The organism is Peribacillus sp. NPDC094092, from assembly GCF_050279365.1.
Taxonomy (GTDB): Bacteria; Bacillota; Bacilli; order Bacillales; family DSM-1321; genus Peribacillus.
In genome coordinates this window covers 417,296-442,988 of the sequence record NZ_JBNNUC010000004.1, presented here as the reverse complement: position 1 = coordinate 442,988, position 25,693 = coordinate 417,296, and the positions used below count along the sequence as shown (strand labels likewise).

The window sequence follows — 25,693 nt, the reverse complement described above, 5'->3', positions numbered from 1 at the left end:
TTATATAGGTATTTATCCTTTTTTTTTATTTTTAAAACATGGGTAACTATATATTCGTAATTACCAATAAATAAAAGTATACTAAATATAAAGACAATACAAAAAAGGAGGGGGAGTGTGAGTTGAAAGCAGCGGTTTGGTTCAGGAAAAGTCTCGTCATTTTAGTATCCGTTTTGACGTTTGGTCTTGTCACTCCTTCCGATCTGGCGTGGCTTGCGGAAGCCGATTCGTTAAAGAATACTAAAAAAGGAATAGTGGAGGAAGAGGGGGTAGCCTATCTTCCTTCGCAGAATTCAACTGAACTTGAGGCAGAATTCAACCGGGAAGAATTTTTATCGGGAATTCTGAATAAGGCAGAGGAAAACGCATTTATGAAATTTGGCGAAAAGATCAATCCTAAAATTGGTGATGAGTTCAAAATGGCCATATTACCAAAAATGGAAGAAGCGATTACAGAAATGGCTGCACAATTTCCAGATGAAAAATTGCAGCAATTAACCATCACTGAGCAGCCTAGTGCAGGCAGGGCCGAGAAGATATTTCATATTTATGATTCAATGAGCGGAAAGGATATCATTAGATTCCATGTCAGGCAGGAAAATCCTCCACTGGAAGGGTATTGGTTCGATTTTCACTATCATACCCATCATGATTCATTTGCCACCCATTATAATATCGGGAAAATATATTGGGATAAAAATACGCCGCCAGAGTGGACGAGTAAACAAAGGCTATCCTAGTGGTTGGTCTCGTTGATTTTATTTAAATGTAAGAGTATGATGAAATGAAAATGAATTTCTAATAAGCATCGAATGATACGTTGTACTGCAACGTATTTATTTTGTGTTCAAATAAAAGTAGAGTTTTTATTATAACGGGGAACAATGTTATTTTAAAAGGTTTTCTAATTTTGCTGTTATAGTAGCAGAGGAGTCTTTATCATGTCAGAGTTATTTAATAACATCATGCAAACGTATGCCCAATTTTTTGATTGGCATATGTGGGTGGAGGTTTTATCCGACCCGGTGAGCTGGGGATTGATTGGAACGCTCGTATTAATGGAAGGATTACTATCAGCGGATAATGCTCTTGTATTAGCTGTAATGGTCAGGCACCTTCCTGAAAAACAACGGAAAAAAGCCCTTTTTTATGGTTTATTAGGTGCTTACGCTTTTAGATTCATTGCGATAGGAATCGGTGTTTTCCTCATTAAGCTTTGGTGGGTGAAGGTGATTGGAGCAGCCTACCTCGGCTGGCTCTCGTTTAAATACTTTAGGAATAAAAGAAAGAAACAAGCTGGGATTGATGAAGATATCCAGGGAATGAGTAAAAACAGCTTATTGATCCGGATGTTTGGTACATTATGGGGAACGGTTGCAGCAGTGGAATTGATGGATATAGCATTTTCCGTCGATAGTGTCTTGGCCGCATTCGGGGTGAGTGAAAAAGTCTGGGTCCTATTGACAGGCGGGATGATTGGTGTTTTGATGATGCGGGGAGTGGCAGGGTTATTTCTAAAATTGATAGATAAGGTTCCTGAATTGGAAACTGCCGCATATGTCCTTATCGGATTCATTGCTATAAAAATGCTAATTGCCGTTGCAGGGATCGAAATCCCGTCTTCGATCTTTTTTGCCTTTATTTTGCTGATTTTCGGCACCACGATCGTATTTCATTTGAAGAAAGGGAAAAAGCTCAAGGAACATGGTTGAACACAATTACAAACAGCTTACATCAAAAATGATGTCGGCTGTTTGTCGGCAAAAGAGGTTCGGTCTCATCCTGAACATGTTTTTATTGGACACTTGATTATCCTACTTGTTTTTTTACATGATTATTCGGATGAAACCCTAAATAGATTGAAGAAATTTGCGACAATCCTGTAGAATAACTGGGTAGCCGAGAACCCTTGGAAGCTTGCTTTGTTGAAGCTTGGAAGACAGTCGGCGGAAAGGAAGGGGATATCTGAAAACAACTGGAAATTCTTTTGGGGAATTATTGTAGGTAGAATGCCTTTTCTTCGAATACGTATACAGTCTAAAGCTGACATCTTTGATGTCAGCTTTTTTTTAGGAAAATATCAAGTAACTGAAGAAGGCCGGTAAATGTAGTGAAAAAAAGTAAAGGCAATAAAAAGGTAAGCCAAGGAGAAGACATTAACGGATGCAGCAGTATGCCAAAGAAAATGGAGAACAGAAAAAGATCGAGAATGATGAACACTTTTAAACTGTAGATATCAAGGACTTCTTCAGCAAGTTCACGGTGTTCATCCAAGATGGCTTTTTTATTGTTGGTTTCCATGTGATCACCTTAAACCTTTTACGATTATATATTGTTGATATATGAAAAGACTGGATCAATTGTTCTTCCCCGAATGAATGTACAACCCAAAATACCAAAAAAACATAGATTTTTTACGCTAGGTCAATATGTTATACTAATATAATAGTATGTAAGGTTTATAGATTGTCATTTACTTATATTTTCTTAACGATAATGAGAAGAAGAAGGGGGAGAATAGTGTGAAAAGAAAGAAATGGTTATCCATACTTGCATTATTTGTCTTTTTACTCTCAATGCTCTCCTATACGTTAGCGAAGGATGAAGGGGTAAAATGGCGTAATTTAAACAAAGATAATCTTCTAAGACAGTCTGAACTTTTTAAGGGGAATAAAGAAATGCAAAGGATATTTTTATTTCCGGAAGAGGAATTCGATGAAAGGGAAGCACTCAAAATTGCTGGCACCATTAATAAACTGCCTCATTCCCTATTAGTGAAAACTGCTGAAAGTGGTGTGAGGATCAAACTATTTGATGGTGATATTACGGAAAATCAATCCGCGGCCAAATTAAAGGGGAAAACGCCGCGTGGTTATTTGAATAAAGAAACAACATGGGATGATGTGCCCGGTATGGGCGGATCACATACGGTATTGGTTAAAATCGGGGCAAGTGACAAGGGCAAGGGCCATGGCTCCGTTAATTTGGAGCTTCATGAGCTGGGGCATTCAATTGATAATATAGTGTTTGATGGAATCCGTGAAGACATGGATTATTTGAAGATTTGGGGTAAGGAAGTGGATGGGCTGTTTCCTGGACAGACGTATTTTTCCAATTACCCTGAGGAATACTTTGCAGAAACGTTTGCCATGTTTTATGTGAACAATGAACAAAATCAATTGCTTAGACTAAAAGCGCCCGAGACTTATAATTTTATTAAACAATTAGATTAAACATTGGGCAATAATACGTTAAAATAAGGAGAATGAATGTAGAAAAGGTGGTTTATCATGAAGCAATATTTAGATTTATGTAAGCATGTACTTGAAAATGGAACGCAAAAAGGTGATCGTACGGGAACAGGAACGATCAGCACCTTCGGATATCAAATGAGATTCAATTTAAAAGATGGATTCCCTGTACTTACAACGAAAAAAGTTAGTTTAAAAGCGATTATCCATGAATTATTATGGTTTTTGAAGGGAGATACAAACGTTGGCTACCTTCAGGAAAACAGTGTGCGGATTTGGAATGAATGGGCGGATGAAAATGGGGAATTAGGTCCGATTTATGGTCATCAATGGCGTTCTTGGGGAACGGCTGATGGAAGGCAAATCGACCAAATCAGTGAATTGATCGAACAAATAAAAACGAATCCAAATTCAAGAAGGTTGATAGTCAGTGCTTGGAATGTTGGGGAACTGGACGAAATGGCCTTGCCGCCTTGCCATGCTTTCTTTCAATTCTATGTCGCTGATGGAAAACTTTCATGCCAGCTATACCAACGTTCAGCGGACGTCTTTTTAGGTGTTCCTTTTAATATAGCTTCATACGCGCTCTTAACGATGATGATCGCCCAGGTGTGTGATTTGGAAGTTGGCGAATTTGTACATACTTTCGGGGATGTCCACATCTACTCTAACCACCTTGAACAAGTGGAACTGCAGTTGACGCGTGATCCCAAACCATTGCCAATCATGAAAATCAATCCAGATGTGAAAAATATCTTTGACTTTAGCTTCGAGGACTTCGTTTTGGAAAATTACGAAGCCCATCCCCATATAAAAGGTGAGGTTAGCATATGATATCGTTGATAGTGGCTATGGATCAAAATCGTGTGATAGGTAAGAACAATGAACTGCCATGGCATTTACCGGCAGATTTGCAGTATTTTAAAAAAGTGACGATGGGACATCCGATCGTCATGGGCAGAAAAACATTTGAATCGATCGGCAGGGTCCTGCCTGGCCGGGAAAATGTCATCGTTACCCGCAATCAGGATTTTAAAGCGGAAGGCTGCGTAGTTTTACATGATATTGCCGAAATCAAAACGTATGCAGATAACCGTGATGAGGAAGTTTTCGTTATTGGCGGAGCCGAAATCTTCAAGGAAATCCTTCCTGTTACCGATCACCTGTATATAACGGAAATTCATGAAACCTTTGAAGGTGATACTTTCTTTCCCGTGATTGATGAAAATCAATGGGATAAAATTTCCTCACACCTAGGCAGCATCGATGAAAAGAATCGTTATGCACATGATTTTATTATTCTACAAAAAAAATAAAGTGCGAATCCGATTATGGGAAAAAGACCATAATCGGATTTTTTTGGTATGGAACGAACAAAAGCAAGAATTTTTAGAAAAATCAATTACATTAATAACAGTAAAGTGCTATAATGATTGAATTCATTAAGGAAGGAAATGAGGGATTGTTATGAATCAGACTGCATCTAAGAATAGGGGGATTCAATTGGAAGATATTCTAATTGCCTATAGAGAACTGAAAGAAATCGTTTTGCATACTCCTTTACAAAAAAATCAGAGGCTCTCTGAAAAATATGATTGTAATGTTTATTTAAAACGCGAGGACCTACAACACGTACGTTCCTTTAAATTAAGAGGGGCTTACTATAAAATGAAAAGCCTGACCGAGGAAGAGACGAAGAATGGAGTCGTTTGTGCAAGTGCAGGAAACCATGCACAAGGCGTAGCTTTTTCCTGCAGCCAATTAGGTATCCATGGGAAAATCTATATGCCTGCTACAACTCCAAGGCAAAAAGTCGATCAAGTGCAGTTATTCGGAAGGGATAATGTGGAAATCGTCCTAGTCGGGGATACTTTCGATGATGCATTTGCCATGGCGATGGAATGCTGTGAAAAAGAAGAGCGTTCCTTTATCCATCCATTTGACGATGAAAAGGTCATCGCAGGGCAGGGTACAACGGCTGTAGAAATCCTGAATGATTGTGAAGATGGAATCGACTATGTATTTGCCGCAATGGGCGGTGGCGGTTTAATGGCCGGAGTATCGAGTTATTTCAATTCGGTTTCCCCAAATACGAAATGCATTGGAGTTGAGCCGCAAGGTGCCGCTTCGATGGAATACTCCTTCAAGGAAGGAAAGGTTTCTGAACTAGAAAACATAGATACATTCGTTGACGGGGCAGCTGTCAAGTGTGTGGGACAGTTGACATATCAGATTTGTAAGGAAAACCTGGAAGATATCGTTGTCGTACCTTCGGGCCAAATCTGCACGACCATTCTTGATTTATATAATCAGCATGCGATTGTCGCCGAACCGGCAGGGGCCATATCTGTAGCCGCGTTGGATTTATACAAAGAACAAATCAAAGGCAAAACGGTTGTATGCATGGTCAGCGGAGGGAATAACGACATTGGGCGTATGCAGGAAATTAAGGAGAAATCCTTATTATATGAAGGGCTGCTTTATTATTTTATCGTGAATTTCCCACAACGTGCAGGAGCTTTAAGGGAATTCCTTGATGAGGTGTTAGGACCGAATGACGATATAAGCCGTTTTGAATATACGAAGAAAAATAATAAAGAAAGCGGGCCTGCCCTTGTTGGTATAGAACTAAAAGATAAAAATGATTATGAAGGGCTTATTCAGAGGATGAACAAGAAAGGATTCTCTTTCGTGGAGGTAAATAAGGACAGTAATTTATTTCACTTATTGATTTAATCATGGATTAAATGTTAAATTAGGATAGAATAATACCTATGTTTTTACATTTTATTCTGCCTGTCCAGTCGTATATGGGCATACTGTCGATAATTGTTACCATTCTATGACGAATTGTCAGTTCCCTTTCAAATGGTTGGAAATGGTATTATAATCGAAGTAGGTCTAATTACAACACCAAAGGGGATGTATCCATGTCGAACATTGGAGTGCCTGGTCTAATTCTCATCTTAATATTGGCTTTAATTATCTTTGGTCCGAAGAAACTTCCAGAAATCGGACGTGCTTTTGGGCAAACACTTCGTGAGTTTAAAAAGTCCACGAGTGATTTAACAAAAGGTGATTATGAAGAAGATAAGAAGCTACAACAAAAAAATCATGAATGATTGAATGCTGGGCGTAAGATGCAATCGTCTTGCGCCTTTATGCTGGAACAAAGATACGGATTTTCAGATGAAGGCGTGATCAACTTTGGAAGATAAAGAATTAAATATCATCGATCATCTCGATGAATTGAGAAAACGGCTCATCATTACTGCTGTTGCTTTTTTGATCTTTTTTATCGCCAGTTTTATTTATGTTGAGGAGATTTATAATTGGTTCGTGAAAGATCTCGATTTTGACCTGATGGTTTTGGGACCGAGTGATATTATCTGGATTTACTTTATGCTTTCAGGTGTCGTAGCCATTGCGGCAACCATACCTGTAATTGCTCTGCAAATCTGGTTATTCGTCAAACCCGCTTTGATGCCAAATGAAGTAAGGGCTACCCTTGCCTATATTCCAGCACTTTTCCTGCTTTTTATCGGAGGGCTTGCTTTCGGTTATTTCGTCATCTTCCCGACCATTCTTCAATTTTTGATTGAACTGGGCGATGGGATGTTCATAACCAGTTTTACAGCGGATAAGTACTTTTCATTCGTATTTAATATGACGATACCTTTTGCTGTTTTATTCGAGCTTCCTGTCGTTACCATGTTTTTGACTTCCCTTGGCATAATAAATCCTTATGTGCTTCAAAAGTTAAGGAAGTATGCATACTTTGTATTGGTTGTCATAGCGATATCGATTACGCCGCCTGACTTTATGTCAGACTTTATGGTGATGGTTCCATTGCTATTATTATACGAAATCAGTATTTCGTTATCAAAAGTCGTCTATAAACGAAGGGTGAAACGTGAAAGCTTACGGGAAGACACCTATGAGGAAGGTATATAAGAAAAAGCCCATAATGGCATTTTGCCCTTATGGGTCTTTTTTTTATGAAAGTCAATCTGATTTATCTGTTTTTTTACACATTTGAATATTTATACTTTTGGATTTATTGTGTATAATGTAAGCAATCGGTTAAAAATGAGGATTGATATTTTGATGTTCAAATGCTTGGAATTCAAAGATTGTTTTGGACATAAGGTCACAATTTCAGAAATACCTGTCTTACTGCCTAGTGATCCGAATTTTTTTATGTTGACCGTGCGTTTGGAAGTGTTTGTTAAGAAGGTTTTTGCCAATAAAGATCATAAAGAAAATTACTCATTTAAGCATTATTTAGCATCCGTACTCAAATGGCCCGTTTATAACAAGCTTTTTTTTGAAAGTTTACTCAATAATGCTTAATGCGGACTATTCCATAGCTAACTTCTCCGTTAAAAGAGATGACACAATGCCATGCAATATCGAATGAATCGGCATGTGTTCAGGTTAGCTCATGGAACGGTCTTTTTTTGTGTAATCATTACTAAAGAAAGTATCACTTCACGTGAAAAAGAAACCTTTAGTTTGAATGCGTACCTTGTATAGGTATAATACAATAGATATGTTAATTTAGGGATGTGTAATGATGAATAAAGTAAAAATAGTAACAGACTCGACAGTAGATATGACACCAGAGGAACTGAACTTTTATGATATAAAAATGGTCCCGTTATCAATCTGTATAGATGGGGAGACTTTTTTGGATAAGGTTGAAATCGAACAAGAAGAATTCCTGAAAAGGATGAACCAGTCAAAAGAACTGCCCAAAAGCTCACAACCAGCTGTAGGCACCTTTGTGGAGGTATATGATGAACTCGGAAAAGACGGCTGCGAGATTATTTCCATACATATGACTGGTGGCATGAGCGGCACAGTTCGCTCGGCGGAAAGCGCAGCTAGCATGTCTGAAGCGAAGGTTACAGTTCTTGACTCGAAATTCATCTCAAAAGCGATGTCATTTCAGGTGATCGAGGCAGCGAAGATGGCGAAGGAAGGGAAATCTGTAGCTGAGATAATTGAACGATTGGAACATATTAAAAAGCAATCAAGTTTAATCATTGTCATAGAAACCCTTGATAACCTCGTTAAGGGTGGAAGGATTGGCAAAGTTTCTGCTTTTATCGGTTCATTGCTGCACATAAAGCCGATTGCACTTCTGGATGATGGCGTACTGAATCCTGTATCCAAAGCCAGGAGCCAGTCACAGGTCGTGAAGTTCATCATCAAGAAATTCAAAGAAGATACACAGGGCAAAAAAATTAGAGGCATTGGTTTTGTACATGCGAATGGTCTTGAAATAGCGGATAAGGTCCGCCAGGCCATTGCTGATTTAACAGGTTATCAAGATATAAAGATAGAAGCAACAACGGCCGTTGTCAGCACCCATACAGGTGAAGGCGCCATGGCAATCATGTATTATTGGGACTGATACGGATGAACCATTGAAACTGCATCTGGCGGAGTTTTATTACTTTTACAATTGTCTTTAATTCGTAGAAATAGTTGCTGTCCTCATTACGAATGGTCTGTTAGAATAAATGAAGTAACAGAATATTTTATACATAAAGGACGGGGTAGGGATGAGAAAGCTGCATTTGCTTATGGCAGCTATGGGGGCATCAATTTTTTTGCTGTTGACAGCATGCGGTTCCAATGGTGTACCTGATGCTAAAAATTGGGACCTGGAAGATTTCAGTTACATAGATCAGGAGGGTAAACCTTTCTCAAAAAGCGATCTTAAAGGAAAGGTTTGGGTAGCGGATTTTATATTCACAAGTTGCGAGACCGTCTGTCTCCCCATGACTTCGAATATGACGAAGCTGCAGCAGCAATTGAAGGATGAAGGGATAACGGATGTTGAGTTCGTTTCATTTTCCGTGGACCCGGAAATTGACAAACCTGAAGTTTTAAAAGGGTTTGGCGACCAGTTTAATGTGGATTACGGCAATTGGCACTTTCTGACCGGTTATGGTCAGGAAGAAATCGAGCAGTTTGCATTGGATAACTTTAAAACGATCGTTAAAAAACCTGAAGCAGAAGATCAAGTGATTCATGGTACCAGCTTTTTCCTCATTGATCAAGAAGGAAAGATCATCATGGATTATACAGGTCTGCAAGATATTCCCTTTGATGAAATCATTAAGCATATTAAAATTTTACAGAATTATTGAACAGGTTGAATGACCTGTTCTTTCTGTTTTCATCCATCATTTTATACTGAATTCATTTAAGCTTTAGCGATGGTGAAAATATGGCAATTTGTTTGAAGAAACAACGGAAGTGAAGAATGATTTTGCATGCTCAGTACATGCTAATTTTTATAGGACTAGCTTTAATTCACTGCATTTTTCATATTGTATAGGAAGGAATGCTCAAGCTAAAAGTACAATGAAATTGAAGGTATATTGTTTGCAATCATTCGTTTTCTGCATGATATAATATATGGGTAGGAAGGTGAGGGCCATGAGGTACAGAATCACCTGTCTTTTCATATGCCTAGTTTGGATCTCAGGCTGCGGCCAAAGTGAAACGGCCTCAAATCAGCCATCTGTTCAGCAGAAAAGCATAGTTGAGCTGAGTAAAAAGGAAACCATTCCTGCCAGCTTTTTTCCCGACCCTGTGAAGATCGTATCGATTGGCGATTCCTTGACTCAAGGTGTCGGTGACAGTAAAGATAATGGCGGGTATCTGCCTTATTTACAAAATAAGCTGGAAAAAGAGCCATCGATTACTTCCGTTGAGATGATTAATCATGGAATACGTGGAAATAGGACCGACCAACTATTGAAAAGACTGGATAAAGCTAGGATTAAAGAAGACATAAAGCAAGCTGATTCGATTGTCGTCACAATCGGTGGAAATGATATCATGAAGGTCTTTAAACAGAATTTCTCGGACTTGGAACTGAATCAGTTTGATTCGGCAAAAATAGGGTATGAAAAAAGATTAAGGCAGATACTTGATAAGGTTCGTTCCGAAAATGATCATGCGCAAATTTATCTTGTGGGCGTCTATAATCCATTTTCCAAATGGTTCGGAGATTTTTATGAACTTGATATGATCATGAATGATTGGAATGAAAGCGGGAAAGAGATTATCGAAGAATATGATTCAGCCTATTTTATTGATATAGCAGACATTTTCGAAAATTCGGAAGAAGATTTGCTGTATGCCGAGGATTATTTTCACCCAAATGACCGCGGATATGAATTAATCGCGACAAGAATCTATAATGATATGGATATTACCACTATCGGAAAGGACACATTGGAAGCTAGTGCCAAAGGAGATGATGACCAAGAATGACAAATGTCAAATGGAAGACTTTGTTTATTTCCCTATTAGCCCTAAACATCCTGGTCATCCTGTTTGTAACGATTTTAGTTAATCTGCCGACTAAAGATAAAGAGATGATACCCAAAGTAAGCCATGAAGAAGATATCCAATTTCAAGTTCACACGAATCGGGAAGATTTGACAAGATTAATCAACCAGTATCTGGATAAAGAGGGGCTGACGGGATCCATACACTATGAAGTGTATCTAACGGATGAAGTCGAGTTATATGGAAAGATGCCATTCTTCAACCGTGAAGTGGAAATGAAATTGACTTTTGAACCAATTGCCCAAAAAAATGGGGATTTGATCTTAAAGCAAAAATCAATTGCAGTCGGAAAAATGAACCTTCCTGTTTCATATGTAATGAATTTAATAAATGAGCGTTATAACATGCCGGATTGGGTCAGCATCAGTCCCAATGACGAAAGTATTTATGTGTCATTACAGGATATGGAACTGAAAAGTGATATTAGGGTGAAGGCGAAAGAATTTGACCTTGAAAATGATGACATTTCATTTTTATTGACCATTCCATCATCCTTACAGTGATAGCGATAAATGCATCAAAGACCAGGTTAGATGTGTTGTATATAAGATGATAAAAAGGACCACGCATGTTAGTTATGTCTAAAATGCGTGGTTCTTTTTTTTGGGTTGATAAAACCTAAAACTTTGATGATTATATAGATTACTTATCAATATCTGGGATAAATTAAAAGGTAAGAACAGACTTTAGAGAATTTCCACTTAACAGATGCCGTTCAATCATTCAATAAGCTCACTATTCATAAAAAATAGGGTGGTGCAGAATGGATTTTTCGAGAAAAATCGAGGGTGATCAGATACAAAACCAACACGGAGAGTTGTTTGACGAATATGTACTCCATATATTGAATGGCCAAGCCATGTATGATGAATTTAAAAATAAAAAAATATTGAGAAATACAGACTATGCTCCATTTAACGAAGCAATGTGTGTAAATGCCACTACCAAGAGCATTTTTAATGAGGAATTTATAAAAACAAGGGCGATAGGTCACCATGAATTAGTTGAGAATTATATCGATAAGGTAATTGATCCATTAAATAATCTATTTAACAAAGATTATGAATGCATCGTTTTGTGGTTTGGTGACGATATGTTTTGCCAAATGAACCTTCTTACAATCCTTGCTTACCTTGAACAGGCCAATTATAGCGGTAGAGTGTTCTTGAACAGTTTTAGAGAGGATGAAAATATAGTAAGGCAAACTGAACTTAGATTAGGCAGCTATTTAACTGTATATGAAGATGTATTATTCAATCATAAAAAGACATCAATTGAAGTATGGCCAGTAATGTATCAGGCAATAGACATGTATTTAGTAATGTTAAATGAAGATAATCCAGTAACAAATTATATATCTAAAAATAAAAGCCTGCCTGAATCACAATTGATTAACAGGTTATTTATCCACTTCCCAACAATAGGCTATGGTGATTTACAGTATAAAAAACTTATTAATAAAATTAAATAACAGCCCTCCCTCCTAGAAGGAACAAGTTAGCAAGTTACCTTATTATTTCCATTTTAACGGCTTTTATCCATATTTTTTAATGTTATTCATTTTGTGAATCATGAAAAAAGGATGATTCGCCCTTTATAGACTAACTATCCTATGTTTTGTTATCTAAATATATCGATGCATCCTGGTTTTTTATCCGCTTATGGAGAGAGCGTCAATGTTTCTAGTGTGGATGATTCCCGATTCGATCCGATTATATAAATGGTTGAGGGAGTATTATCTTGGAAAGCCTTGTTTGGCAAAGGGAGTGCGATCTCTTTTGTTCCAGCGATCCTCACTTCGAAGTCTACTATCATGGGATGAATATTAAGATATTCGCTTGCTTTCCTGAAATGGAGTTGATCAAAAACGACATCTCCATCTTTGACGGCAATATCCACAGGGAGTAAATCAACTGAAAGCTGTACGAATCGAACCTTTGCTTCATTAGGAGGAACAAATGGATCATCCTCGAAAGGTAACATCTTCAACGTTTCATTAGCCTGGATAGGTGCTAGGGCAATGGTATAGGCACACCCGCTTTCGAAAACCAATTTACCGCTTAAGAGAGGTAAGGTGCTTTGCCCGCTGCGGTAAATCTCCAATTGGCACTTGCCAGGAGGCAGTGGTAAATAACCATTGTTCTCTTTATATGAGAAGCTTTTGAGGATAAGCATACTATTTACATAAACATCTAATGAGGGAGCTGTTGGGGCAGCATGTAAAAAGCGGACATGTGCATGCAAAAGGACATCCTTTTGTTCAAATCCCCATTGTTGTGTTGTTTTTTCGAGACTTTTCAATTGCTTATGGTAATAATAATCATGCAATTGCGGATCGCTGTTTTTATTATAAGACGATAGTAAATCGCTCATTTCCAACACCTCTCATTTTCCCATTATGGTCTTATCTTATGTTTATATGCTCGGGCAAGTGTCTCCTTTTTAAAAAGGGAATGGATCATAATAGTAAATGGTTCGGTCGGCATATTATTTTACAGGGTAAATTAAAAGCGTTAAAATGCATTCAATGGATTGTTTGTAAAAAAGGAGGATTTTCATTTGACAAAGCAATTAGAGAAAGCAACATTCGCGGGTGGATGTTTTTGGTGCATGGTGAAACCGTTCGATGAACAGCCTGGCATCGAATCCGTTATCTCTGGCTATACAGGCGGGACTACGGAAAATCCCACATACAAAGAGGTTTGTTCTGAAACCACGGGACATTATGAGGCCGTTCAGATCACCTTTGATCCAAGTGTATATCCATATGAGAAGATAATCGAGTTGTTTTGGAAGCAAATTGACCCGACAGATGCTGGCGGGCAATTTTATGACCGTGGAAGTTCATATCAAACGGCCATTTTTTATCATGACGAAAACCAACGGGAAATTGCAGAAGCATCCAAGGCCAAGCTGCAGGCGAGCGGGATATTTTCTGGACCGATTGTAACTCCGGTAATACCAGCCAAAACGTTTTATCCAGCTGAGACATACCACCAGCACTATTATAAAAAGCAACCTGAACATTATGAAAGGTATTCGATCGGCTCAGGACGCAAAGCATTCATACAACATCATTGGGGGGAAAGAAATGAAAAGTAAAGAAGAATTAAAAAAGAAACTCACTCCGATTCAATATGAAGTCACGCAAAATAATGGAACGGAACCAGCCTTTAACAATGAATATTGGAACTTGAAGGAGGAAGGATTGTATGTGGATATCGTTTCAGGCAATCCTCTTTTCACTTCAAAGGAAAAGTTCGATTCAGGCTGCGGTTGGCCAAGCTTCACTAAACCGCTTAAAGAAGAGGAAGTGGTGGAAAACCTCGATACGAGTTATGGTATGAGAAGGATCGAAGTTCGCTCAAAAACGGCCGATTCCCATCTGGGTCATGTTTTCAATGATGGTCCGGGACCTTCGGGATTACGCTATTGCATCAATTCTGCATCATTAAGATTCATCCCGCTCCAAGATCTTGAAAAAGAAGGATACGGAGAATACAAAAAGCTTTTTGATTGATTGGAAAACCCCCTATCAGAAATTGATAGGGGGTTATTTTAATTTCAGTTGGGATTCAATCCGTGATGATTGATGCGATCCGGACATATGGAATGGTGGTAAGTTCCATTGCTTTAGTCCTGCCAGTCACCTCAAAACGGACAGTATGTGCACCGGGACGAAGTCCATTCGTGACAAATAAATATCTTTCACGGGCAAATGGCCACCATGTATTCAAAGTCGTGACTTCATTTCCGTCGATCCATACATTCACTTCCCCGCCATCAGGACTTCTAAGCAGTTTCACACCAAGCATACTTCCATTGAAGGTATATTCAATCACACTGCCCTTTTCACTACTAGTGAAATAGCCGCCCCTTGGACGGAAACCGCTCATTTTTTCATAGTGGTCAATTTCCGATAATTCAAATCCAGAACGGGCATGCAGCTTAGATGGAAGGCCGGCTACAGCCTTTTCCCGTTTGATGTTATCCAGGAACCGATCATAGATGGCATCAGCATATAATTTATAACCAAGCCCATTTGGATGAACCAAATCCCTGGTCAGCTGTTTTTCCGTATATCCTGAACTTTTGAATATTGGTCGCATATCCACATTCGTTGCCCCGTAATGTTTTGATAAAAGTCCGATGGCTGTTGCAAATTCCTCATATTTCAAGGAACTCTCTGTAATTGTGAATAGTTCAGCATTAGGATGGAGACGTTTTGCCTTCCTCATTAACGCCTCATATGTCATGGTAAAATCATCGACATTCATATATTTGCGGTCATTTTCACCAAAAACGAAAAAAATCAGATCTTTATGATCATGCTCCCTTCTTTGGGAAAGCTTGAACAGGCCTTCAAAAGCGGTGGATCCGCTTTGGACCACATAGTCGCCGTGTAAACGAATATCATCGGCGTCATTCATCTTATTTTCTAACTGTTTGAACCATGTTAGATTAGGATTTTCAGCTCCGGATCCTCTTCCGATACTGTCGCCAATGACGAGATACTGAATGGGCTGGCCTGATTGGAATTTTTGATAAACATTTATCGAATCATCTGATCCATATGTTTTAGGGACTTTTTGAAGGATATAGCTGATTAGAAGGATTGTGGCGATTGCAGCGAAAGGGATGAAGGATTTTGCGTTCGTTTTCAATTATGTTCCCCCGTATTGCCTTTAATGTATCCATGTAGGTATGAGATAGCATAAAAAGGCTAAGAATTGTTTTTTTTCCTTATTATATCCCAATTTTGAAGTAACACAATAAATATAAAACGTTTTTTTGACATATTTCATGGTTAATCGTGGTATTTCAGACATTGAATGAAGAGCGGTGAAGATGGTGTTGATTTAAGTTTTTTCTTAAATCCAGAAAAATAGGCAAATGCACAGACCGAGGCGGGCGTATTGACATATGGTAAGGTGTAAAGAGAAATCAGAATTCTAAAAGGAGTGAAACTTAATGTACGGATATGGTGGAAATGCTGCAGGACCAGGGTTCGGTTATGGTGGATGTGGATATGGCGGCGGTGGATTCGGCGGCGGTTGCTGCGGATTTGGATCAGGCTTCGCATTAATCGTTGTCTTGTTCATTCTATTGATTATCATCGGTGCTTCATTCTGCTGCTAAGACAATAACCCAAAGACCAGTTGAAAGCTGGTCTTTTCTTTATGTAAAGAAATGGGTGGGGTGTCGGTGGACCTTTTAGACTCCAGGTGCCTGACTGAAAAAACATGTAATCCAAATGGGACAGGAGATACATAACCATTCCTATTTCCATCTTGAATATGGCAAGACGGGAAATGACGATAGGATGCCATTGATGGGGGAATCAGGCCAATCTGGAAGGGAAAATAGGTTGTGTGAAAGGCATTAAGGGTCTAGGTTTTTCTTTGTTCACCATTTCTGCTAAAATAACGAAAGAATGTAATTAATTTAGGGGGATAAAGATATGAAACCTTCCCGTTTACAAGCAGGGGACGAAATTCGCGTAATCGCTCCTTCAAGAAGCTTGGCGATCGTCAAAGGGGAACAACGAAGATTGGCAGAAGAAAGATTGACTGAGCTTGGTTTTAAAGTGACATATGGTGAAACGGCTTTGTTCCATGATGACTTTTTCTCGAATTCGATCGAAGACCGGATCGAGGATCTGCATGATGCGTTCAGGGATCCGAATGTGAAGGGGATTTTTACAGCCATCGGGGGATATAACGCTAACCAATTGTTACGGTATATCGACTATGATTTGATTAAGGAAAATCCAAAAGTGCTGATGGGGTATAGTGATATAACCGCAATTTTATTGGCCATATATAATAAGACAGGCTTAACTACATATACAGGTCCTCATTTCTCGACGTTCGGGATGAAGGCTGGTCTGGAATATACGATGGAATATTTTAAAAAGGCTTTAATGGAAAGTGAAGGCTTTTATCTTGACCCAAGTGAAACGTGGAGTGATGATTCTTGGCATTTAGAACAGGATGACCGCACTTTTCACCCGAATGCTGGATACATGGTCATTCAGGAAGGTGAAGCTGATGGGACGATCATTGGGGGAAATCTTTGTACACTCAATCTATTACAAGGTACAGAATACATGCCATCTTTAAAGGACAGTATCCTTTTCATAGAAGATGACGAAGAAAGCCATCCATTCAGTTTTGACCGGGATTTACAATCCTTGCTCCATCAGCCAGGTGCAAGTGGGATTAAAGGAATCGTCATCGGCCGTTTCCAAAAGGATTCAGGCATGACTGAATATGCGTTGCAGGAAATCATTGCTGCCAAAAAGGAGATAAATGGCATACCCGTGATCGCTAATGCCAACTTTGGTCATGTTCATCCATTTGTAACGGTGCCGGTCGGTTCAAAGGCAGTAATGAAGGTGGAGAACGGAAAAGCGACGATCCAGATCAATCCATGACACAGTTTGAAGACGCCGTTCAAAAGTGGACGGTGTTTTAATCTGTTCGGGATATGTATGATTATATTTGCATTAGGGTGAATTTTAGGAGTCTTTCCTCTTGTCAGCTCTGGAAATAGTCCTATTTTACAAGCATTATCAGGGAATATGAGTCTAATAGTTCAAATTCTTTATTTTTCTGATATAATACTAAGAGATTTAAAATAGAAAAGGTGATTATGTGTTATTAACAATTCCAGCATCCATTCGTTTAGAAGGGGCTTTGGCCGAGTATAATAAAAAAGGCCGTGTGAGCCATACATGTTTCGTATGTAACGAAGATACTTCTAATGGGGATGCAAGTAACTTGAACTATTATAAGTTAGGAACTAAAAAAGTTTGTCATTCCTGCATGAAAAATGTTTTACGTCATCCGTCTTTAAAAGAGTATGAATATGTGCATACTTCAGTTATCGATAAAACTGCATTTTATAAAAATGTGCTGGCTGTTTTAAAGGATGAAAGTTTTTTGGAGTCAATTCGTGAAGAAAAACTAAATAGCGCATTGTAAGAAAAAAGTGTATCTCTCGCGGATACACTTTTTTTTTCGCCTTTTTTGGACGATCACCCATGAAAGCAAGAAATTTATCCTTAACTGCTTATGCCAATTTCTTTAGCAAGATTGCTTTCATCTGGACATACACTTTACTATATTGCTTTTGTTTTTAAAGAGAAGGAGTGTGTGGGCTTATGGAGCAGTCTTCATTGATCAAACCGGTGCTGGGAGGAGCCTACCCGACTATCAGTCATGGTCAGGGAGTGTTTTTATACGACAAAGATGGAAAGCAATACCTTGATGCATCTTCCGGTGCTGTTACAGCCAATATAGGGCATGGGGTACAGGAAATCATTGAAGCGATGGTAAAACAGGCTAAACAGGTTTCATTTGTATATCGTTCCCAATTTACCAGCGATGCTGCAGAGATACTTGCCGAAAAAATTGCAGAAATGACCAAAGGGGAATTGACATACAGCTTTTTTGTCAACAGCGGCTCCGAAGCGACTGAAACGGCATTGAAAATTGCCATTCAGCATTGGCAGGAAAAAGGAAAGCCAAAGAAACAGAAAATCATATCGAGATGGATGAGCTACCATGGCATTACGATGGGAGCTCTTTCAATGTCTGGTCATCCGATTCGCCGGGAAAGATTTACTCCTATGCTTGAATCATATCCTTCTGTTTCTCCTCCCTATTGTTACCGATGTCCACTTCAACTTGATCCACATACGTGCGGAATGTCCTGTGCTTCGGAATTGGAAGCATCAATCCGGCGTATTGGCAGTGAAAATATAGCGGCTTTCATTGCAGAACCTGTTATCGGCGCAGCCGGAGGGGCCATTGTTCCCCCAGATGGTTATTTTCGAAAACTCAAGAAAATCTGCGAAGAGAATGATATTTTATTCATTGCGGATGAAGTAATGACCGGATTTGGACGTACCGGTAAGATGCTTGCTTCCGAATATTGGGATGTGGAGCCTGATATCGTAACATTTGGTAAAGGTATGAGCGGGGGGTATACACCGATAGCGGCCGCAGTAATGACCAAAAACGTGATGGAGCCCATAATGAAAGGCTCGAAGTCAATTATAGGTGGCCACACTCTAAGTGCAAATCCGTTATCGTGTGCGGTATCTTTGGCCGTTTTAGAATATGTCGAAAGGAATGAACTTGTCGAAAAATCAGCCGACAGAGGGAATTACCTGATTAGGGGCCTGAAAAAGTTGGCAAGGAAGTATTCCTTTATCGGTGATATACGCGGGAGAGGTTTATTGATAGGCATCGAATTTGTCCAAGATAAAGCAACGAAGGCCACATTTCCGAAGGAGGCAGACGTGACGAATGAAATCATTGAATTGGGAATGAGGAATGGAATACTTCTTTATCCCGCAACTGCAGGACTTGACGGTGTAACAGGATCAGCGATCATCATCTCCCCGCCGTTAACGATATCGGAAGAGGAGTGTGCTGAATTGTTAATGAGGGTCGATATAACCTTTTGGCAATTTAATGAATCGATAGGTAAAAGGCCATCTCAACAAGGAAGTGAGTCGTAGTGGTGGAAAATACGTTCCAGAAGATTTGTCGTTTGGAGGATGTCCGCCATCACTTTAAAGATAAACAGTCCATCCTGTTTGGGGGATTCGGTGGCATAGGGACGCCTCCGGGACTGATCAATCTGATTTTGGAATCGGGTATTAAGGATTTAACCTTGATTGGGAACGATACAGGTTTCCCCGATATCGGAATCGGAAAACTGGTCACCCAACGCCGTGCAAAAAAAGTCATTGTTTCCCATATCGGTTCCAATCCAAATGCCGGAAAATTAATGAACAATGGAGAACTCGAAGTGGAGTTCTCTCCGCAAGGGACACTTGTCGAACGCATCCGGGCCGGGGGGATGGGACTCGGCGGGATATTGACTGATATTGGAATTGAGGCAGATATCGTCCGGAACGGCAAGCAAACCGTAAAGCTAGGAAAGAAAAATTATCTGGTGGAACCGGCATTAACTGCGGATATCGCCATTGTTTACGCTGAAAAGGCAGATCCTTATGGAAATCTGATATTTGATAAAAGTGCCAGGAACACGAATCCAATCGTTGCTGCGGCCGGTCAAATCACTATCGTCGAAGCCAAGCAAATCGTTCCGCTTGGCACTTTGGATCCAGAGGACATCATTGTACCCGGTGCCTTTGTTGATTATATCATTCCATCAAAAGGAGTCGATTGGAAATGGGTTTGGGAACCGGAGATAGGAACAGAATCGCAAAACGCGCAGCAGCGGAAATAAGTGATGGGATGCTGGTCAATTTGGGAATTGGCATTCCATCACTTGTACCGAATCATCTATTGAATGATCATAAGGTTATGTTTCATGCCGAAAATGGCCTTGTGGGAATTGGCAGTACTCCTGAAATGGGGAAGGAAGATGCGCATCTTTGCAATGCTGGGGGGCTTCCGATCACCATTAGAGCCGGGGCTTCTTACTGCGACAGCACAGTTGCATTTGGGATGATACGGCGAGGCAGGGTGGATATCACGATTCTAGGGGCCCTCCAAGTAAGTCAAGCAGGGGATCTCGCTAATTGGATTGTCCCGGGAAAGCGGGTGCCAGGGATGGGCGGTGCTATGGAACTGGCTGCGAAGGCAAAAAAGGTCATTGTTTTGATGGAACATAACGATAAAGCGGGCATGTCTAAATTAGTCAAAAAATGTACGTTGCCATTAACTGCCAAGAAATGCGTACATATGATCATCACCGAATTAGGCGTGTTTTCTGTAACTTCCGAGGGCCTCCTATTAACTGATGTATTTGATACGTCCAGCATTCAGGAAATCAGGAATCGGACCGAAGCCCCGTTTACCGTTTCCGAAAACATCCATATTTTAAAAGAATGAGAGAGGAGAATGGATATGTATGAGGAAAAAATAAGAACATGGTTGAATGAACATCGGATGAATGGGGTTCAGCTTTTGCAAAAACTGGTTCAGGAACCGAGCAAAAGGGGGCAAGAAGGAAGTGCACAAGCCATAGTGGTCGAGAAGTGCAGACAACTTGGACTAGAAATAGATCTTTGGGAAATCGGGGATGAACAATTAAGAAAACATCCCCATTTTTATTGCGACCGCAGGGATTTTAAAGGTAATCCGAACCTTGTGGCTATTAAAAGAGGAACAGGCAATGGGAAATCCCTTATTTTAAATGGACATATTGATGTAGTTCCTGAAGGAGATCATGCAGCATGGCACGATGATCCGTATAGCGGCAAGTTGATGGACGGGAAAGTTTTCGGGCGGGGAACGACGGATATGAAAGGCGGCAATGTATCTTTATTGCTGGCTATTGAAGCGATTGTCGAATCTGGAATCCAATTGAAGGGAGATGTGATATTCCAGAGCGTGATTGAAGAAGAAAGCGGTGGTGCCGGCACACTTGCAGCAGTCTTACGGGGGTACAAAGCTGATGGTGCAATCATTCCGGAGCCGACAAATATGAAACTATTCCCTTTACAGCAGGGTTCGATGTGGTTTCGACTGAGAATAAAAGGAAAGTCTGCACATGGAGGCACAAGGTATGAAGGAGTCAGTGCAATAGATAAAGCGGGTGGTGTAATGAAAGAAATCAAGATGCTTGAACAAGAAAGGAATGAGTCACTCCGTCATTCACTCTATAAAAATGTCCCTATCCCCATTCCGATCAACATAGGTAGCATTCAAAGCGGGAATTGGCCTTCCTCCGTGCCGGATACAGCCGTTCTAGAAGGTAGATTCGGCATCGCCCCGACAGAAACCATGGAAGAAGCACAAAAATCGCTCAAGGAACGAATAGATGCTTTAAACCGGAGTGATGCATGGTTCAAAGAAAATCCTATTGAATTGGAATGGTTTGGGGCCAGATGGCTGCCTGGCAAACTCGAATTAAATCACCCGCTTATGAAGACAATTAGCACGTACTATGAAAAAGTGATAGGGGAAGAACCGCTTGTCGAAGCATCCCCTTGGGCGACGGATGGAGGGTATCTTTCATCGGTGGGCTCTACCCCCGTAGTTGTGTTTGGACCAGGGGAAACGAAAATGGCCCATGATTCGAACGAATTTATAGAGGTGGATAAAATGATGGAGGCTGCGGAAATCATCGCATTGACCATTATTGAATGGTGTGGGGTGGACCAGGAATAATCATTTTTCCCAAGGTCTGATTCCAGGAAGGGTCAGGCCTTTCGCAATAATTTTCGAAGATGTGAGAGGAGCGGGGCAAATGGAGGCAGGAATCATTGAAAAAAAAATTCAAAAGCCAAGCTGCACCATACATATTACGATCGACCATTTTAATAAGCGAATCAGGGTTGATGATTATCTAGGTCATTTTCAAGAATGTGTGGAGGAATCTTTGAAGGCGGCTAAAGGAGCATCAGCAGAAAAAATCATCTTCAAGTCACGCAGGGAAAACGTTATGGCATTGCTTGCTCAAGGCTTTCTATATGAAGGAAGCATCGATAAGTTCTTCTTGGGAAGCGATTGTTTCTTCCTAGTTAAATATTGCCGGAATGAAAGGCGCAACAGTGCAGAATGGAAAAAGGAAGATGAAATCCTTGCCGATGTTCAGAGTCTGCCGGCAAAATCCGGACTAGATGATCCGCCGTCAGCCTATCAAGGCCGTAAAGCTGAAGTTACCGATGCCCTTCAGCTTGCACAATTGTATGGTAAGGTTTTCGAAGTGTATCCCACACCGATGAATGATCCGGCTTATGTGAAAAAGTGCATGGAAATGGGAACGGTTTTTTATATTTATGTCCATGAAGAGAGGATCGTCAGTGCTGCTTCCGCAGAAATTAATTCCTTTTACCATAATGCAGAAATCACCGATTGTGCGACATTGCCGGAACATCGGCAGTACGGCTTGATGAAACACTTGATCTCGTCGCTTGAAGACTATCTTATATCACATGGAATTTATTGTATCTATTCGATTGCCCGGTCGCTCTCATTCGGCATGAATGCTGCATTGCATCAGCATGGATACTCGTACCGCGGGCGATTGGCCAATAATTGTTATATCTTCGATAAACTGGAAGATATGAACCTTTGGGTGAAAAATTTTACTTGAATGCTCATTTTTAGGCGGTTGATGACAAGTTTTTGGCATTTCCTCATATACATTTAGCAAGAAGGTCTATTAGGAGGGATAGCTTGCCAAGCGAATTCTTTAATACGAGCGAAGTGTTGGAAGCGATATTAGAAACCATTGATGAAGGGATTCATGTCATAGATCCAGAAGGACGGACCATCTTTTATAACGGGGTGGCGGCCAATCATGATGGGATGAAAATAAGTGAGGTGCTTGGGAAACCGCTGCTTGAAGCCTTTCCTTCTTTGAATCACAAATCATCGACTTTACTCAGGGTCATTAAATCTGAAAAACCAATCTATAACTATAGTCAATCGTATGTAAATGCACATGGGCGAATCATTGAGACGCTAAATACGACGCTCCCCATATATGTTGAAGGGTTTTTGATAGGTGCAATAGAAATTGCCAAGGATTATTCAAGCTTGAAGCAATTATCTGAAAGGTTAGCTGATCTGGAAAGCTCGCTCAAGACGATCAAAAGTCCTGAAAGGAAAACGCCTGCAAACGGAGGATTGTATACTTTCACGGACATCCTGACAAATGATACTGTATTTAAAGGTTTGATATCACAAGGGAAAAAGGCTGCCCGCTCCTCTTCATCAGTATTGGTTTATGGGGAAAGCGGTGTAGGGAAAGAGCTTTTTGTCCAAAGCATCCACCGTGATTCGAGCCGCGGTAAAGAATCTTTCATCGCACAAAATTGTGCTGCCCTACCAGAAAGTTTATTGGAATCGCTTCTTTTCGGTACGGCAAAAGGAAGCTACACTGGTGCTGTGGAACGTCAGGGGTTGTTTGAATTAGCCAACGGCGGAACCTTGTTTTTGGATGAATTGCAATCGATGCCGATTGACTTGCAGGCAAAGCTTCTGCGTGTGCTAGAAGATGGGTTCATCAGGAGGATAGGCGGCACAAGAAGTGTACAGGTGGATGTCAGGATCATGGCAGCGATGAATATGGATCCGAAAAAGGCGGTATCGGAAAACAAGTTAAGGCCGGATTTATTTTACCGTTTGAACGTATTGAGCTATGAGCTGCCTCCGTTAAGTGAGCGGATTGATGATATAGAGCTTCTTTCTGAACATTTCATATCCATATTTAACAGTAAATTAGGACGGTCGATCAAAGGCATGGATGAGAATACTAAGGCTTTTTTTCGGCAATATCATTGGCCTGGAAACGTAAGGGAGCTTAAACATACGGTAGAATTCATGATGAACCATTCGGATAATGATGTTTTGAATCTTGAAGATTTGCCCCAATTTTTAAAAAAGCCCACCCCAACAGAAAAAATCCTTCCGCTTCGTGAAGCCATGATTGAGATGGAAACAAAATTGATTACCCAGGCCCTTCTCAAAACGAACGGTAACGTTTTCCAGGCATCGAAACTATTGCAAATTCCAAGACAGACTTTGCAATACAAAATAAAAAAACATATTTGAATGAAAAAATCCGGATGCATAGCAGTCCGGTTTTTTTTATATGCATTCGAATTTTTGGGTCATTTTGGCACCCTTCTTGCATTTAATACTACTATCATAACTCAGGAGGTATAACCATGTTATTTGACTTATATAAGCCAGATCGCAATTGGAAAGATATAGAGCTATGGAAAGATGTAACCGAAGAACAATGGAACAATTGGCTTTGGCAGCTTACGAATACGATCCGAACCGTCGATGATTTGAAAAAAGTGATAAACTTGACTCCGGATGAAGAGGAAGGTGTGAGGATTTCCACAAAAACCATCCCATTGAATATCACCCCATACTATGCTTCGTTAATGAATAAAGATGACCCAAGGTGTCCTATCAGAATGCAATCGGTGCCTATCTCGGAAGAAATGCATAAAACCAAATATGACATGGAAGACCCCCTTCATGAAGATGAGGACTCCCCAGTACCGGGGTTGACCCATAGATATCCGGATCGCGTTCTTTTTTTGGTGACGAATCAATGCTCAATGTACTGCCGTTATTGTACGCGAAGACGTTTTTCAGGCCAAATTGGCATGGGAGTGCCGAAAAAACAATTGGATGCTGCAATCGGTTATATACGTGACACGCCGGCAGTTCGCGATGTCCTTATTTCCGGCGGGGACGGATTATTGATTAATGATACGATCCTTGAATATATCCTCAAGAACTTAAGGGAAATTCCACATGTTGAAATAATCAGGATAGGTACGCGGGCTCCGGTTGTATTTCCTCAAAGAATCACTGAAGGTTTATGTGCCATTTTAAAAAAATATCATCCGGTTTGGCTGAATACACATTTCAATACCTCAATAGAAATTACAGAGGAGTCAAAGAAAGCATGTGAGATGCTTACCGACGCAGGTGTGCCCGTGGGCAACCAGGCAGTTATTTTAGCGGGGATAAATGACAGTGTCGCGATCATGAAAAAGCTGATGCATGATCTTGTTAAGATTCGTGTCCGACCTTACTATATTTATCAGTGCGATCTCTCGGAAGGCATCGGTCATTTCAGGGCGCCAATTTCAAAAGGGATTGAAATCATCGAGGGGCTCCGTGGCCATACATCCGGTTATGCTGTACCTACCTTCGTCGTCGATGCTCCAGGAGGGGGAGGGAAGATCACACTGCAGCCGAATTATATCCTTTCGCAATCTCCAACAAAAACGGTGCTGCGCAATTTTGAAGGTGTGATAACCACATATCCTGAACCTGAACAATATACACCAGGGCTTGCAGATGATTATTTCAAAGGGGTATATCCTGATATGGAAGAAAAACATTCAGATATAGGTGTATCGGGTTTAATGAACGACAAACAATTCAATTTAGTGCCTGAAGGGCTGAAGCGAATGAATAGACGGGAAAATTACGTGACCAACCCAGAGCATGCTTCGTTGAAAAACCAACGTGAAAAGCGAGATCTGTTAAAAGAAAAGAAATTCCAGGCACAGCAAAAAAAGGGCACTCAAAAGGGGGATGAATAGC

General features: G+C 40.3%; 28 protein-coding genes and 1 pseudogene. 26 read left to right on the top strand and 3 right to left on the bottom strand.

What is annotated here, in order from left to right; genetic code table 11:
• Positions 1-122 precede the first annotated feature (122 nt).
• Positions 123-740, top strand: a complete 618-nt coding sequence (locus ACQKNS_RS20535; protein ID WP_427645106.1) for a YpjP family protein — start codon at positions 123-125, stop codon at positions 738-740.
• Positions 741-941: 201 nt separating this feature from the next.
• Complete coding sequence (locus ACQKNS_RS20530; protein ID WP_427645105.1) at positions 942-1,712, top strand: TerC family protein; 771 nt, start codon at positions 942-944, stop codon at positions 1,710-1,712.
• 346 nt (positions 1,713-2,058) lie between these two features.
• On the opposite strand, the gene ACQKNS_RS20525 is transcribed toward ACQKNS_RS20530, so the two are convergent.
• Positions 2,059-2,301: a hypothetical protein gene (locus ACQKNS_RS20525; protein ID WP_427645104.1), complete on the bottom strand. Its 243-nt coding sequence runs from the start codon at positions 2,299-2,301 to the stop codon at positions 2,059-2,061.
• Between the two features lie 221 nt (positions 2,302-2,522).
• Between ACQKNS_RS20525 and ACQKNS_RS20520 the strand changes: the two genes are divergently transcribed.
• The 12 genes and pseudogenes from ACQKNS_RS20520 to ACQKNS_RS20465 all read left to right on the top strand — a co-directional run.
• Positions 2,523-3,233: an anthrax toxin lethal factor-related metalloendopeptidase gene (locus ACQKNS_RS20520; RefSeq protein WP_427645103.1), complete on the top strand. Its 711-nt coding sequence runs from the start codon at positions 2,523-2,525 to the stop codon at positions 3,231-3,233.
• 57 nt (positions 3,234-3,290) lie between these two features.
• Positions 3,291-4,085 carry a thymidylate synthase gene (locus tag ACQKNS_RS20515; RefSeq protein ID WP_098369320.1) on the top strand — a complete coding sequence of 265 codons (795 nt, stop codon included), beginning with the start codon at positions 3,291-3,293 and terminating at the stop codon, positions 4,083-4,085.
• A complete protein-coding gene (locus tag ACQKNS_RS20510; RefSeq protein ID WP_427645102.1) occupies positions 4,082-4,567 on the top strand; it encodes a dihydrofolate reductase in 486 nt (161 codons plus the stop codon). Before ACQKNS_RS20515 ends, ACQKNS_RS20510 begins: the two co-directional genes overlap by 4 nt.
• A gap of 151 nt (positions 4,568-4,718) precedes the next feature.
• Positions 4,719-5,987, top strand: coding sequence for a threonine ammonia-lyase IlvA (ilvA, locus tag ACQKNS_RS20505; RefSeq protein WP_427645101.1), 1,269 nt, complete (start codon positions 4,719-4,721; stop codon positions 5,985-5,987).
• Between the two features lie 194 nt (positions 5,988-6,181).
• Entirely contained in the window at positions 6,182-6,373 is a 192-nt protein-coding gene (gene tatA, locus ACQKNS_RS20500) for a twin-arginine translocase TatA/TatE family subunit (RefSeq protein ID WP_034307557.1), read from the top strand.
• A gap of 85 nt (positions 6,374-6,458) precedes the next feature.
• Positions 6,459-7,205 (top strand): twin-arginine translocase subunit TatC, encoded by a 747-nt coding sequence (gene tatC / locus ACQKNS_RS20495; protein ID WP_427645100.1) that lies wholly within the window; start codon positions 6,459-6,461, stop codon positions 7,203-7,205.
• A gap of 135 nt (positions 7,206-7,340) precedes the next feature.
• A complete protein-coding gene (locus tag ACQKNS_RS20490) occupies positions 7,341-7,604 on the top strand; it encodes a DUF2535 family protein (protein WP_427645099.1) in 264 nt (87 codons plus the stop codon).
• 223 nt (positions 7,605-7,827) lie between these two features.
• Positions 7,828-8,670, top strand: a complete 843-nt coding sequence (locus ACQKNS_RS20485; RefSeq protein WP_427645098.1) for a DegV family protein — start codon at positions 7,828-7,830, stop codon at positions 8,668-8,670.
• Between the two features lie 151 nt (positions 8,671-8,821).
• Positions 8,822-9,412, top strand: a complete 591-nt coding sequence (locus tag ACQKNS_RS20480; protein WP_427645097.1) for an SCO family protein — start codon at positions 8,822-8,824, stop codon at positions 9,410-9,412.
• Positions 9,413-9,704: 292 nt separating this feature from the next.
• Positions 9,705-10,547: an SGNH/GDSL hydrolase family protein gene (locus tag ACQKNS_RS20475; RefSeq protein ID WP_427645096.1), complete on the top strand. Its 843-nt coding sequence runs from the start codon at positions 9,705-9,707 to the stop codon at positions 10,545-10,547.
• Positions 10,544-11,128, top strand: a complete 585-nt coding sequence (locus tag ACQKNS_RS20470) for a YpmS family protein (RefSeq protein ID WP_427645095.1) — start codon at positions 10,544-10,546, stop codon at positions 11,126-11,128. Before ACQKNS_RS20475 ends, ACQKNS_RS20470 begins: the two co-directional genes overlap by 4 nt.
• Positions 11,129-11,338: 210 nt before the next feature.
• A pseudogene (locus tag ACQKNS_RS20465) lies at positions 11,339-12,096 on the top strand (AraC family transcriptional regulator); the annotation flags it as partial.
• Between the two features lie 188 nt (positions 12,097-12,284).
• Here ACQKNS_RS20465 and ACQKNS_RS20460 read toward each other — a convergent pair.
• Entirely contained in the window at positions 12,285-12,998 is a 714-nt protein-coding gene (locus ACQKNS_RS20460) for a DUF4397 domain-containing protein (protein ID WP_427645094.1), read from the bottom strand.
• 237 nt (positions 12,999-13,235) lie between these two features.
• Between ACQKNS_RS20460 and msrA the strand changes: the two genes are divergently transcribed.
• Positions 13,236-13,727: a peptide-methionine (S)-S-oxide reductase MsrA gene (gene msrA, locus ACQKNS_RS20455; RefSeq protein ID WP_427645151.1), complete on the top strand. Its 492-nt coding sequence runs from the start codon at positions 13,236-13,238 to the stop codon at positions 13,725-13,727.
• Positions 13,717-14,145, top strand: coding sequence for a peptide-methionine (R)-S-oxide reductase MsrB (msrB, locus tag ACQKNS_RS20450; protein WP_034307536.1), 429 nt, complete (start codon positions 13,717-13,719; stop codon positions 14,143-14,145). Before msrA ends, msrB begins: the two co-directional genes overlap by 11 nt.
• Positions 14,146-14,200: 55 nt before the next feature.
• Here the strand turns inward: msrB and ACQKNS_RS20445 are convergent, their stop codons facing one another.
• Positions 14,201-15,289 carry a GDSL-type esterase/lipase family protein gene (locus ACQKNS_RS20445; protein ID WP_427645093.1) on the bottom strand — a complete coding sequence of 363 codons (1,089 nt, stop codon included), beginning with the start codon at positions 15,287-15,289 and terminating at the stop codon, positions 14,201-14,203.
• Between the two features lie 307 nt (positions 15,290-15,596).
• Between ACQKNS_RS20445 and ACQKNS_RS20440 the strand changes: the two genes are divergently transcribed.
• The 10 genes from ACQKNS_RS20440 (at position 15,597) to ablA (ending at position 25,692) form a co-directional block, all read left to right on the top strand.
• Entirely contained in the window at positions 15,597-15,764 is a 168-nt protein-coding gene (locus ACQKNS_RS20440; RefSeq protein WP_427645092.1) for a YjcZ family sporulation protein, read from the top strand.
• Positions 15,765-16,086: 322 nt separating this feature from the next.
• Entirely contained in the window at positions 16,087-17,061 is a 975-nt protein-coding gene (locus tag ACQKNS_RS20435; protein ID WP_427645091.1) for a S66 peptidase family protein, read from the top strand.
• 220 nt (positions 17,062-17,281) lie between these two features.
• The gene (locus ACQKNS_RS20430) at positions 17,282-17,611 is read left to right on the top strand and encodes a hypothetical protein (protein WP_076366028.1); all 330 of its coding nucleotides are present in this window, start codon (positions 17,282-17,284) and stop codon (positions 17,609-17,611) included.
• 179 nt (positions 17,612-17,790) lie between these two features.
• Positions 17,791-19,155 carry an aspartate aminotransferase family protein gene (locus ACQKNS_RS20425; RefSeq protein ID WP_427645090.1) on the top strand — a complete coding sequence of 455 codons (1,365 nt, stop codon included), beginning with the start codon at positions 17,791-17,793 and terminating at the stop codon, positions 19,153-19,155.
• Positions 19,156-19,157: 2 nt separating this feature from the next.
• Positions 19,158-19,892: a CoA transferase subunit A gene (locus ACQKNS_RS20420; protein WP_427645150.1), complete on the top strand. Its 735-nt coding sequence runs from the start codon at positions 19,158-19,160 to the stop codon at positions 19,890-19,892.
• Complete coding sequence (locus ACQKNS_RS20415; protein WP_427645089.1) at positions 19,835-20,500, top strand: 3-oxoacid CoA-transferase subunit B; 666 nt, start codon at positions 19,835-19,837, stop codon at positions 20,498-20,500. Before ACQKNS_RS20420 ends, ACQKNS_RS20415 begins: the two co-directional genes overlap by 58 nt.
• A gap of 9 nt (positions 20,501-20,509) precedes the next feature.
• Positions 20,510-21,781: a peptidase gene (locus ACQKNS_RS20410; RefSeq protein WP_427645087.1), complete on the top strand. Its 1,272-nt coding sequence runs from the start codon at positions 20,510-20,512 to the stop codon at positions 21,779-21,781.
• A 79-nt stretch (positions 21,782-21,860) separates the two neighbouring features.
• Positions 21,861-22,709 (top strand): putative beta-lysine N-acetyltransferase, encoded by an 849-nt coding sequence (gene ablB / locus ACQKNS_RS20405; protein WP_427645086.1) that lies wholly within the window; start codon positions 21,861-21,863, stop codon positions 22,707-22,709.
• Positions 22,710-22,792: 83 nt separating this feature from the next.
• Positions 22,793-24,172: a sigma-54 interaction domain-containing protein gene (locus tag ACQKNS_RS20400; RefSeq protein ID WP_427645085.1), complete on the top strand. Its 1,380-nt coding sequence runs from the start codon at positions 22,793-22,795 to the stop codon at positions 24,170-24,172.
• A gap of 116 nt (positions 24,173-24,288) precedes the next feature.
• Positions 24,289-25,692, top strand: coding sequence for a lysine 2,3-aminomutase (ablA, locus tag ACQKNS_RS20395; protein WP_427645084.1), 1,404 nt, complete (start codon positions 24,289-24,291; stop codon positions 25,690-25,692).
• Position 25,693 lies beyond the last annotated feature (1 nt).